The following is an 11960-nucleotide window of genomic DNA, read 5'->3' as shown; positions in this document are numbered from 1 at the left end:
TTACAAGTTTTAGGTAACTTACCCTCAAAAACGTTCCGGTGGAACGTTTTTGACATAGCAATTTCTGTATGGGTTTGTGCATAGTATATATTTGTCATTTCTTTTTCGACAGACTGCGGCGAGTTCTCCTTCGGGGGAACTCGTTTTTCATGAAACCGCTTTGCCGCGGTGCAAAGCTGTCAACGCGGCGTTATAATTAAAATTTTTCATTCATATTGACTTAATCAAGTAATTGTAGTATAATATAATTATCTGAACTTTTTTAGCGCACTCCTTCTTTTCGCATAACAATGCAAACAAAAACGTGAAGGGAATAGATATAGTATGAAGATAACAGCAGTGATCATGGCAGGCGGACGGGGCGAGCGTTTCTGGCCCAGAAGCAGAAACAGCTTCCCCAAGCAGTTCCTTTCCCTGACAAGCGACGGGGAAACAATGATACAGAAAACGGTGGGAAGGCTTGAAAGCCTTGTATCTCTCGAGGATACCTTCATCGTTACCAATGCCAATTACGCAGACCTGGTAAGAGAGCAGCTCCCCGAGATACCCGAGGAAAACATTCTCCTCGAGCCTGCCGCAAGAAATACGGCTCCCTGTATCGGACTGGCAGCCTCTGTCATAAGAAAGCGCTACGGGGACGCAGTAATGCTGGTGCTCCCCTCCGACCACCTTATCAAATTCAATCAGATGTTCATCGACACTCTGAGATCAGCCATAGGCGCTGCCGAAGAGGGCTGCAATCTCGTGACCATAGGAATAACCCCCACATACCCCGAAACAGGCTACGGTTATATCCAGTTCAGTGCCGACGAGACCGCCTATCCCGGCATATACGGCGTTCAGCGCTTTGTTGAAAAGCCTAACATCGAGCTTGCAAAGGAATACTGCAATTCGGGCGAATACCTCTGGAACAGCGGTATGTTCGTATGGAAGGCATCTTCCATCGACAAGAAGCTCCGCAAGCACCTGCCAGATATGGCAGAGGGTCTGGACAGGATATATGACAGCGTGCAGACCGACGCCTTTGAAAGCACCGTAAGCAGCGTATTCCCCAAGTTCAGGTCCGAGTCTATCGACTTCGGCGTAATGGAAAAGGCTTCGGACGTGTTCACTATCCCCGGAAATTTCGGCTGGGACGATGTGGGAAGCTGGCTCGCCCTTGAAAGGATAAACAAGACCAACGAGTTCGGCAATATGGTCCAGGGAGACGTTATCAGCGTCAATACCAAGAATACCATCGTATGCGGCAATAAGAAGCTTATCGCCACCGTGGGAATAGAGGACCTTATAGTTGTCGATACCGACGACGCCCTGCTCATCTGCTCCAAGGACAGCACTCAGGACGTCAAGAAGGTCATCGAAAACCTTAAAATCTGCAACAGAAACGAGTTTGTTTGATTTGAAAATATCCCTTAATATCCAGCCTATGCTCCACAGCTCGAAATCGGGCATAGGATATTATCAGCAGGAAATGATAAACGCTCTGCTCAGGCTGGATAAGAACAATGAATACTGCCTGCAGTATTTCGACCCCCGCGGAAAGCATACGACCGTTGCCGCCGAATATGACCTGCCAAGTGTCAGCATAAACTGCTGTCATTGGTTCAGCGCAACGCTCTATCAGCTGATATGGAGCATTGTCCCGCTGCCCTACAGGCTGTTTTTCCGCAACAGTGCGGATATAACCGTTTTTTTCAACTACTATCTGCCGCCCTTTGCCAAGGGGAAAAAGGTCCTCATGGTGTATGACACCGTAATAAAAGACTGCCCCGAGACTATGAATTTCCGCACAAAGACCATGCTGAAGCTCACCCTCGCCCGTTCCATAAAGCGGGCGGACAGGATAATCACCATCTCCGATTTCAGCAGGCAGCAGATAATAAAGCATTACCATGCCGACCCCGACAAAATATCCGTTATCCCCTGCGCCGCAAACAGAAAAAGGTTTTATCCCATTGAGGACAAAGCCCGTATCTGCAAAAAAACTGCGGAGAAATACGGCATCGGCGGGGAATACTATCTCTATCTGGGCACCCTTGAGCCGAGGAAAAATATCCTGAAGCTCATCGAAGCCTATGCCCTTGCACTGTCGGAAAAGCCCGATATCCCTTTGCTTGTGATAGCAGGCGGAAAGGGCTGGCTTTATGATGATATTTTCAGAAGGACCGAGGAGCTGGGGCTTAAAGATAAGGTCATTTTTACAGGCTATTTAAGCGACGATGACGTTCCCGTGCTGATGAACGGGGCTGCCGCATTCTGCTTTCCCTCCCTTTATGAGGGCTTCGGAATGCCGCCCCTTGAAGCCATGTCCTGCGGAACGCCTGTTATCGTTTCGGATACAACGTCCCTGCCCGAGGTAGTGGGCGAATGCGGACTTCAGACCGACCCCAATGACGCGGGGCAGATCTCCGCCGCTCTGCTGAAGGTGCTGGACAAGGAAGAAGCAGAAAGGCAGTCGATAATGGGACTTGAGCGGGCAGACCAATTTTCCTGGGATAAAAATGCCGCGTCCCTTCTGAAACTGTTTGAGGAGCTGTGCTATGAGCAAAATACGGATCCTGCAGATAAATAAGCTGTATCACCCCTGGGTGGGCGGGATCGAATCTGTGGCAAAGGATGTTGCCGAGGGGCTTGACAGCCTTACCGATATGCAGGTGCTGGTCTGTAAACCCAAAGGCAGGACTTCGGACGATACCGTCAATGGCATAAAGGTCTTTCGGGCGGGGAGCCTGGGTATGCTTTTTTCAATGCCCATATCCCTCTCCTTCCCGTTTTACGTAAGGAAGTTTGCCCGACAAGCCGATGTTATCATCGTACATGACCCCTTTCCCCTGGGTGATCTTGCAGTGCTGCTTTCAGGCTTCAAGGGCAGGGTCATACTGTGGTGGCACAGCGATATCGTCAAGCAGAAGCGGCTGCTGAAGCTTATAGACCCTATCATTCAGGGAATACTGCGGCGCGCAGATGTGATATTCGTCACCACCGAAGGGTATATTGACGGCTCAGCCTATATCCCGAAGTATCGTGACAAATGCCGTTTCGTTCCCTATGGGATAGACAGGGAAAAATATCTTAGCATAAAAAAGCTGCCCATTCTTTCCGATAAAAGAAAGCACCCCCACAGCATAAAGGTGCTTTTTGTGGGAAGATTGGTTTACTATAAGGGCTGCGAGGTACTGCTCGAAGCCTTTAAAGCCGTTGAGGGCGCAGAGCTTTTCATAGTCGGCACGGGAGCCGATGAGGAAAAGCTCCGCACAATGGCGGAGCCTGTTTCGGACAGGGTCCACTTTATGGGAAATCTTCCCGATGAAGAACTGAAATGCGCTTTTGCGGACTGCGATATCTTTGTGCTTCCCTCAGTGGAAAAAAGCGAAGCCTTCGGCATAGTCCAGCTTGAAGCTATGGTCTACGGGAAACCGGTCATCAATACCGACCTGAAAACCAGCGTTCCGCGGGTCAGCCTGCATAATGAAACAGGTCTGACCGTAAAGGCGGGAAGCGTCTCCGAGCTTGCCGATGCCATACAGCGTCTGACCGAGGACGAGCCGCTTCGCAGGAGGCTGGGAGAAAACGCAGCCGAAAGAGTAAAAAAACATTTTGACTGTAAAGCTATGCTAAGCAGCGTGCTTGAGGTCTGTAAAGAAATAATGGAGGAATAAAATCATGAAAAGAGCACTTATTACCGGAGTTACCGGTCAGGACGGATCATATCTTGCAGAGCTTCTGCTTGAGAAGGGTTATGAGGTATACGGTCTTGTACGCCGCAAATCCAGACTTGATTTCGGAAACCTTGAGGGAACGGAAGCTAAGAAGAAGATAAACTTCATATTCGGAGACATCACCGATATGGCAGCTATGATATCCGCAGTAAAGGAAGCGCAGCCCGATGAGGTATACAACCTTGCGGCTCAGTCCTTCGTTGCCCAGTCCTTCAAGGAGCCTGTTGCAAGCGCAAACATCACAGGCGTTGCGGCTGCAAATATCCTTGAAGCCATCAGGACCGTAAAGCCCGACGCAAAATACTATCAGGCAAGCACCTCCGAGATGTTCGGCGGCTGCATCGAGGACCAGGGCGAGAATTTTGACGGATACACCGAAAAGTCCTTCTTCCACCCCAGAAGCCCCTACGGCGTTGCAAAGCTCTACGCTCACTGGATAACAAGGAACTACAGAGAGGGCTATGATATGTTTGCCTGCTCGGGTATCCTTTTCAATCACGAGAGCGAGAGAAGAGGACTTGAATTTGTTACAAGAAAGATAACCGACGCTGCCGCAAGGATAAAGCTGGGCGTGCAGGACTGCCTGGAGCTCGGCAATATGGACGCTAAGCGCGACTGGGGCCACTCCAAGGACTATGTGCGCGCAATGTGGCTCATGCTCCAGCAGGACAAGCCCGACGATTACGTTATCGCTTCCCACGAGACCCATACCGTAAGAGAATTTGTGGAGCTTTCCTTCAAGGCTCTGGGAATTGACGTGAAGTGGAGCGGCGAGGGCGTTGACGAGATCGGCACTGACGCTGCAACAGGCAAAACTATCGTAAGGATAAATCCCAAATTCTACCGTCCCGCAGAAGTTGACCTTCTTCTCGGAAACCCCACAAAGGCTGAAAAGGAGCTTGGCTGGGTAAGAGAGATACCTTTCTGCGAACTGGTCGAAAGAATGGTCAAGAACGATCTCGAGCTTGTTGAAAAAGAGATCGCAAGAGCCTGAGACTGCGCCTCCCTTATGGAGGGAGCAATGATTTGGGGATAGTTATATGAAAGCTTTAGTAATAGGTGCAGGCGGTTTTGTGGGCGGTTATCTGATAAACGAGCTTATCTCACGCGAATATGAGGTATGCGCCACCAAGCTGCCGGGCGAAAGCATTAAAATATTCGGCGAGGCAAAGGGTGATTTCCGTACCGAGGATCTTGATATCCTTGATGAGAACGCCATAATAAGCCTGCTCGAGGACACCGCTCCCGACTGCATTTTCCATCTGGCGGCGCAGAGCTCTGTTGCCCTTTCCTGGAAAATGCCCGCCCTTACGGCGGATATCAACATCAAGGGCTGCATCGACCTTCTTGAGGCAGTCCGCAAGACCGTGCCCTCCGCAAGGATCATTCTTATAGGCTCGGGTGAGGAATACGGTCACTCCGCCAACAGAGAAGAAGCTGTTAACGAGACCGTGCTGCCCGACCCGGGAAATATCTATGCGGTGACAAAGTATGCCCAGAATATGATAGGCAGATTGTACTGCCGTTCCTATGATATGGATATAATCTCGGTGCGCGCCTTCAACCACATTGGTCCCGGACAGCTGCCCAAATTCGTTATTTCGGATTTCTGCAAGCAGGCAGCCGATATCGAGCTTGGCAGGAACGAGCCTGTGATAAGGGTGGGAAATCTTGCCGCAAAGAGAGATTTTACCGACGTGAGAGACGTGGTGCGCGCTTACGCAGATATTGCCGCAAAGGGCAGAAAAGGCGAGACCTATAACGTGGGCAGCGGCAAAGCCATACCTATCAGCAGTATTCTTGACAAGATCTGCGAGCTGTCCTCCGCCCAGATCAGTATCGAGACGGACAGCGCAAGATTTCGCCCCAACGACGTGCCGAAGATCGAGGCGGATATTACCAAGCTGAAAACCGATACGGGCTGGGCGCCCCGCATAGAGCTTGAAAGATCCCTGACCGATATCCTCGATTACTGGAGAAATTACCGGTAAGGCTGTAATTCCGTCCGCAGTCAGATGTCATAAAAATGCAAGGTTGGTGAGCATAATCAATAAAATTATCAACACCCTGAAAAGCAACCGCTTTTTACTGGAAGAGCTTATAAAAAGAGATTTTAAAAAGAAATACAAAAGAACTGTGCTGGGTATGCTGTGGAGCCTGCTGTCACCGCTGTTTATGCTGACGGTCATGGCAGTTGTATTCACCAATTTTTTCGGCAGGAACATCAACCATTTCGTTACCTATCTTTTCTGCGGAAACCTGGTTTTCACCTACTTCAGCGACTCAACTACCCAGGGTATGCATTCGCTGTATGCCAATGCCTCCATTTTTTCAAAGATAAATGTTCCGAAGTATCTTTTCCTGCTGTCCAAAAATGCCGCCAGCCTTATCAATTTCCTGCTGACGCTGGTGATATTCTTTATTTTCGTGCTGTGCGACGGGATAGCCTTTACTCCGAAATTCCTGCTGCTGGCAGTGCCTATCGTCTGCCTGGTGATATTCAATCTGGGCGTGGGTATGATATTGTCGGCGCTGTTTATCATGTTCCGCGATGTGCAGTATCTGTATGATATCTTTAAAACGGCTCTGATGTACTTCTCCGCCATCTTCTACAGCATCGATACCTTCAGCGAAACTATGCAGAAGCTGTTTTTCTGCAATCCGGTATATGTTTATATATACTATTTCAGAGAGATCGTTCTGTACAACACCATTCCCTCAGCAGGAATAAACTGCCTCTGCGCATTTTATGCTCTGGCAGCCATATCCATCGGCTGTGTGGTCTACCGCAAATTAAATTATAAGTTCTTGTATTATGTATAAATAAAGGAATTACATTATGCCTGTATTAAGTGTAAAGGATATTTCCGTAAAATATGTACTCGGTGATTTCAAGGATATCGGTCTCAAGGACTATGTGATAAACGTTCTGACAAAGAAAAATACCAGGAAGGATTTCTGGGCTCTTGACGGAGTGAATTTCGAGCTTGAAAAAGGCGAGCTTCTGGGTATCGTCGGAACAAACGGCGCGGGCAAGTCTACCCTTCTGAAGGTCGCAACGGGTATTATGATACCTACAAAAGGCTCGGTCTGCCTTAACGGACGGGCGGCTGCGCTGCTTGAGCTTGCTTCGGGCTTCGACGGCGACCTGACAGTAAGGGAAAACACCTACCTCAGAGGTGCGCTTCTCGGCTATACAAAAGAGTTTATGGAAGATAAGTACGATGAGATAATAGAATTTTCGGGACTGCAGGAGTTTCAGGACCTGAACTTCCGTCAGCTTTCATCGGGAATGAAGTCAAGGCTTGCCTTTTCGATCGCAAGCCTTGTAAACCCCGACCTGCTCATTCTTGACGAGGTACTTTCCGTCGGCGACGGTGTCTTCAAGGAAAAAAGCGAGAAAAAAATGCAGGAAATAATCGAAAGCGGTATTGCTACCATTCTTGTGTCCCATTCCGTCTCACAGATAAGACGAATGTCAACAAGAGTGCTGTGGCTGAACAAGGGACACCAGATAATGATAGGCGATACCGAACAGGTATGCGACCTGTACGAAGAATTTCTGAAAACAGGAAAGCTTCCGGAATAATATCTATCAAATGAAAATACGGGGTCATATGTTATGATAAAAAAAATCGTCAAGGCATCATTTAACAGCAGCTTATTAAAAGCGGTCAGAAGCCGCACAAAGCGCGATATCGTCCTCTTTGCAGACCACTTTATAGAAGCGCAGTCAGTCCCTCAGGATAACTTCTATATGTTTTTGTATATGATGGACAGCGCCGAAAAGGAGCTTCAGCCCTACTACGTTATGAACAAGGACTGCTCCTTATATCCCGAAATGAAGAAAAAATACGGCAGTCATATCATAGGCTATACAGACAGCAGAGAGTTCCGCTTCCGTATCTTAAAGTATCTTAAAAGAACTAAGATAGTCTGCGATTCGTATCAGGTTTTCAACCACGTTATACCCGGATTTGCTATGGCAGCCAAAAGCAGTCCCGAAATGTTCACGATCTTTACTCAGCACGGAGTCAACTTCTTTAAGGAAACCTTCGTTAAGCTCCGCTCCTTCAGCTCGTTTATGTTTGACAAGGTCGTTGTGGCAAACGATTACGAGAAAAGGATATTTCTTGAAAGAGGCTTGTTCCGGCCTGAGAATATAGTTGAAAACGGACTGTGCAGATGGGACTATATCCACCCCCTTTATTCCCAAAAAACAATATTTTTATTTTTCACTCACAGACGTTATCTCGAAAAGTTAGATGACGTCAAAAAAAGTGTTTATTACAAAACATTAGTGTCCTTTGTTGAAGCCCTTATGTCCGACCCTGCGGTAAAGAATAACGGCTACAAGGTCAAAATGGCTCTCCATCACAGCGTTCTGGATAAATTCGGATATGACCTTCTGCAGAATATCGACATCGTTAAGGACGAGGATATCGAAGCAGTAAAATCGGAAGCCTCCATTCTTATCACAGATTACTCGTCTATGTGCTTTGAGATGTGGTATCAGAAAAAGCCTGTCATATTCCTCAGGATAGACGATATGGAGGACTGCATCATCTACAATAATCTGACAGACCTTATCTTTCCCTACAAGAAGGTCGGTCCCTATCTTTGCAATATAGCCGACTCAAATGACGAATGCATAAAGCTCATAAAAAACTATATCGCCACCGATTTCAAGCTCACCGAAAAGGAGCAGGAGGTCAGAAACAGCTTCTTTTATTTTGAAAATGACTTCCGCGAAAGATTCGGCAGATATTTATACTCCCTTAAAGACGCCGTTAAGGACTGGTATGTGCTGCCGCTGAACCAAGAGGTATATTTCAACCGTTTTTCCGATATTTTTGTTGACGGCATCGACTTCCCAAATTCTGTGGGAAGATGGACTGTGAGCAGGCGCTCTTCTATGACCTTCAGGCTCCCCGAAAACAGCGGAAGCCTGAAAGTAAGGATAAGATGCAGGGCGAATATTGCGGGAGAGCAGAAAAAGCTTTCCTTTTCATTCTATGCCAACGGTCAGAAGGTCCATAGCCGGACCTTTGACAGCGCAATGGAAACCGATATTATTTTCAGCCTGCCCGATAATATCCCCGTAAACGGCGGCGAGCTTACCCTTATGCTCAAAAACCTCAACGGACACAGACAGTCCTCCATACACCCGAATAATCAGGACGACAACATAGTCGGTCTTAATCTCATATCCATTGAGATATGCGATAAAAAAGCCTTCTCCGCTGTCAGTGCGGAAAAGGACGAAAATGTTTACGGAACAAATAATATTTATTCGCGGATATTCGATATTACTTCCTCCAATATGACCGCGGCGGGAAAAGCCTTCTCCTCATTTGATAAGAAGGTATTTATGTACGCCGCCGTTAACAGAGGAGATACTGTGGATATATCCGAGCTGTGCCGATGCAATGACAACAGGGAATTTATGCAGCTCGCCTGCGAAGCATTGCTGGGCCGCCTTCCCGACGAGACCATGGAAAGCAGTCTGGCTGCTGAAATGAAACTGCCCTGCGAGCAATTTCAGGCAATGCTTATAAAAAAGCTGATGTCAAGCGAGGAGTTCAGAAAAAGAGGGATATTTGTAAAAAATAATATACACGCTTCCAGGAATGTAGGCGCAGGCTCCCCCCCGCCCTCGGGAAATGACCCGTTAAGAGAGCTGATAAAGAAGATATACAAATTGCAGCCTGTTTCTTTGCAGAATTTTGAAAGAAGAATTGTAAACTCCCTGGGGATAAAGATATAAAGTACGAAAGGAATGTCCTTGCTTTGAAAGTATATGCAGATATTACAAATTTTCTGACCAATTACCTTCAGAACCGCTATCTTACGGGAATACAGCGCGTTGTATCGGAAGTGGTAAAAAAGCTTATCTCCGAGGCTGAAACGGATACTGTCCTCCTTGACTATTCTCCTGCCGACAAGCGCTTCAGAGTCGTGGATAACGATAAATTATACAGATGTCTCAAAGGCGGGCTTTCCGACAGGGACGAGCTTATCACAGAACAGCTCCTGAGCATTGACGACCTTTCCCCCCATTCGGTATTCTTCGACATGGACAATGTCTGGAACAGCCGCTTTGTAAGAAGCAGTCTCTATCCGCTCCTCAAGCAGAGAGGGATCCGCATACTCACTCAGGTCTATGATATCATTCCAATAAAGCACCCCGAATTTGCGGTGGAATCAACTGTTTTCAACTTTATGTCATACATCGGCGCCTGCATACAGTTCTGCGACCTTATCATCGTTTCATCAAAGGCTGTACAGAAAAATATTGAGCAGCTTTGCGAAAAGCTGGGTCATGAGCCTGTCAGATGCAGGGTCGTTCCTCTGGGAGCAGATTTTAAGGGGATAAGCAGCTCAGATGAAAAGGACGCTGTGGAGCCTCAGGTTGCCCGTGCTGTTGAGAAGCTGGACAAGTATATCCTGATGGTCGGTACGGTGGAGCCGAGAAAAAATCATAAGCTTCTTATCGACGCGCTGGACAGCGGTCTTGCCAAAAAGGGCATAAGCGTTGTTATCGCAGGAAAATTCGGCTGGAATGTCAGCGAGCTCAGAGAACGTATCGAACTTCACCCCCTGCTCAACAAGCAGCTCTTCTTCTTTGAAAGGCCAAACGACGAGACAATAAAATACCTCTATGAACACGCGTTTGCGGTTGCTTTCCCGACCTATGACGAGGGCTTCGGTCTGCCTGTGATCGAGGCGCTGCAGCTGGGTACCCCTGTAGTTGCTTCGGACATTGAAGTTCTGCGGGAGGTGGGCGGAGAGTATGCCGATTATTTCACGCTCAATGACAAAAATTCTCTCATCGATTCAATTATGAAGCTGGCTTCCGATGAGGAGCTGTACCGCCAAAAAAAGGAAAAGATAAAAAATTTCAGACCCGTTTCCTGGGACATGTGCGGAGAGAATATGGTCAGGGCACTTCTTTCCTTGGAAAATAAAACCGCTGCTGCAAAAAGCGATGTAAAGCAGCTCGTCATTTTTTCCCGTGACCCTGCCCGCGTTTCCGAGTCTCTGGAATATTATGACAGATTTATGCCCTTTGCGGAAAAGGCTTTGATATGCACCTCCGGCAAGGAGACGGACTTTAAGATATCCTACAGCGGAAGGCTTGAGGTGAAGGTCACTGAGTACAAAAAGGATACGCTGACCTCCTTTGCCGATGATGTGTTTATTTTATCCGACGATGATGTGAGACCGCTTAAAACCATAGCTGTCGGGGATTTCATTTCCGACGGGAGCTATCGGGCTTTTTACTGCGGAAGACCTTACAATTCCGACGAATGCAGCCGTAAAACCCGGGAGTTCCTTGAAAGCAGATGTCTGCCCGGGGTGATGTACGAGTCCCATCAGATGCAGATATTCGACAGAGATATCCTCTGCGCTCTGTATGAAAAATATCCCGAAGCAAACGACGGCAGTATGGACATATTTTCATTATATTTCAACTTTGCCGCTGTAAATTATCCCGAAATATTTACATTTGAAGGCGCCCGGTCAATGTGTCTCCCCGAGCCTGACAGCTGCAATGAGGGAGGATATTATCCCGAGAAGCTCACCTTCGAACACTTCTGCGAAAAGGCATATGAGCCCGGGCAGCCCTTTGCGGGCTTCAGCACTGCCCTTAACGATAATACTTCCGCCGAAAATATGGAGAAGGTCATTATTTACAATAATGCAGTACGACAGGCAAAGAGCATTGCCGATGTATATAACAGCTACAGAGAGCATTATTCGTTTCAGTACAAGACCGTTCCCACATACACGGTTTTCGCCAACGAGAATAAAAATATCGAGATCACAAAGCCTGCATATATCCAGCTGAAAGCGGACAGCTCCGCACGGATAGAACTTGCTTTTGACAAGAAGCTCTTTACAGAGCTGGACATTAAGTGCATTGACCTGGCTTACTGGTTCGTAAATGGGCTGAACGAAAAAGCAGGGTCTATAGTGACCGTGCCCGTTCCCTGCGGCGAGGAGAAATTTTACCTGTCTCTCTCCGCTCCGAAGACACCCGGAGCGTATACAATAAAGCTCGCCTTTATCTTCAATTATCAGGAAACTGTTAAAACAGCTGTGAATGCCGCTTATATTGTGTAACGGGGATAGTATAGTCTCCGACCCAAATTATGTAAAATATGTATTAACAAAGTCCGAAACTTATTGAAATTACCAACAGCAAATGCTATAATTAAGTAAACATAGTTTGAACTT

Annotated in this window: 9 protein-coding genes; all 9 read left to right on the top strand. The window is 47.4% G+C overall.

Annotation, left to right across the window (positions count from 1 at the left end):
- The first annotated feature begins 324 nt into the window (after positions 1–324).
- Genes ACI4J0_RS03135 through ACI4J0_RS03095 form a run of 9 tightly spaced genes read left to right on the top strand, consistent with a single transcriptional unit; the run spans position 325 to position 11846 of the window.
- Positions 325–1398 carry a mannose-1-phosphate guanylyltransferase gene (locus tag ACI4J0_RS03135; RefSeq protein ID WP_439764364.1) on the top strand — a complete coding sequence of 358 codons (1074 nt, stop codon included), beginning with the start codon at positions 325–327 and terminating at the stop codon, positions 1396–1398.
- Position 1399: 1 nt separating this feature from the next.
- Positions 1400–2572 carry a glycosyltransferase family 4 protein gene (locus ACI4J0_RS03130; RefSeq protein WP_439764363.1) on the top strand — a complete coding sequence of 391 codons (1173 nt, stop codon included), beginning with the start codon at positions 1400–1402 and terminating at the stop codon, positions 2570–2572.
- Positions 2541–3659: a glycosyltransferase gene (locus ACI4J0_RS03125; protein ID WP_439764362.1), complete on the top strand. Its 1119-nt coding sequence runs from the start codon at positions 2541–2543 to the stop codon at positions 3657–3659. Before ACI4J0_RS03130 ends, ACI4J0_RS03125 begins: the two co-directional genes overlap by 32 nt.
- 4 nt (positions 3660–3663) lie before the next feature.
- Positions 3664–4713, top strand: coding sequence for a GDP-mannose 4,6-dehydratase (gene gmd / locus ACI4J0_RS03120; protein ID WP_439764361.1), 1050 nt, complete (start codon positions 3664–3666; stop codon positions 4711–4713).
- Positions 4714–4759: 46 nt separating this feature from the next.
- The gene (locus ACI4J0_RS03115) at positions 4760–5710 is read left to right on the top strand and encodes a GDP-mannose 4,6-dehydratase (protein WP_439764360.1); all 951 of its coding nucleotides are present in this window, start codon (positions 4760–4762) and stop codon (positions 5708–5710) included.
- A gap of 46 nt (positions 5711–5756) precedes the next feature.
- A complete protein-coding gene (locus tag ACI4J0_RS03110; RefSeq protein WP_439764359.1) occupies positions 5757–6542 on the top strand; it encodes an ABC transporter permease in 786 nt (261 codons plus the stop codon).
- A gap of 16 nt (positions 6543–6558) precedes the next feature.
- Positions 6559–7308 (top strand): ABC transporter ATP-binding protein, encoded by a 750-nt coding sequence (locus ACI4J0_RS03105; RefSeq protein WP_439764358.1) that lies wholly within the window; start codon positions 6559–6561, stop codon positions 7306–7308.
- 33 nt (positions 7309–7341) lie between these two features.
- Entirely contained in the window at positions 7342–9486 is a 2145-nt protein-coding gene (locus tag ACI4J0_RS03100; protein ID WP_439764357.1) for a CDP-glycerol glycerophosphotransferase family protein, read from the top strand.
- A 23-nt stretch (positions 9487–9509) separates the two neighbouring features.
- Positions 9510–11846, top strand: a complete 2337-nt coding sequence (locus ACI4J0_RS03095) for a glycosyltransferase family 4 protein (protein ID WP_439764356.1) — start codon at positions 9510–9512, stop codon at positions 11844–11846.
- Positions 11847–11960 lie beyond the last annotated feature (114 nt).

The organism is Huintestinicola sp., assembly GCF_051882455.1.
Classification (GTDB): domain Bacteria; phylum Bacillota; class Clostridia; order Oscillospirales; family Ruminococcaceae; genus Huintestinicola.
This window is presented reverse-complemented; position numbering and strand designations above follow the sequence as displayed.

Excerpts from the sequence above, each read along its gene's own strand:
- ACI4J0_RS03135 (WP_439764364.1), top strand. The coding sequence starts at position 325 with ATGAAGATAACAGCAGTGATCATGGCAGGCGGACGGGGCGAGCGTTTC.
- ACI4J0_RS03125 (WP_439764362.1), top strand. The coding sequence starts at position 2,541 with ATGAGCAAAATACGGATCCTGCAGATAAATAAGCTGTATCACCCCTGG.
- gmd (WP_439764361.1), top strand. The coding sequence starts at position 3,664 with ATGAAAAGAGCACTTATTACCGGAGTTACCGGTCAGGACGGATCATAT.
- ACI4J0_RS03115 (WP_439764360.1), top strand. The coding sequence starts at position 4,760 with ATGAAAGCTTTAGTAATAGGTGCAGGCGGTTTTGTGGGCGGTTATCTG.
- ACI4J0_RS03105 (WP_439764358.1), top strand. The coding sequence starts at position 6,559 with ATGCCTGTATTAAGTGTAAAGGATATTTCCGTAAAATATGTACTCGGT.
- ACI4J0_RS03100 (WP_439764357.1), top strand. The coding sequence starts at position 7,342 with ATGATAAAAAAAATCGTCAAGGCATCATTTAACAGCAGCTTATTAAAA.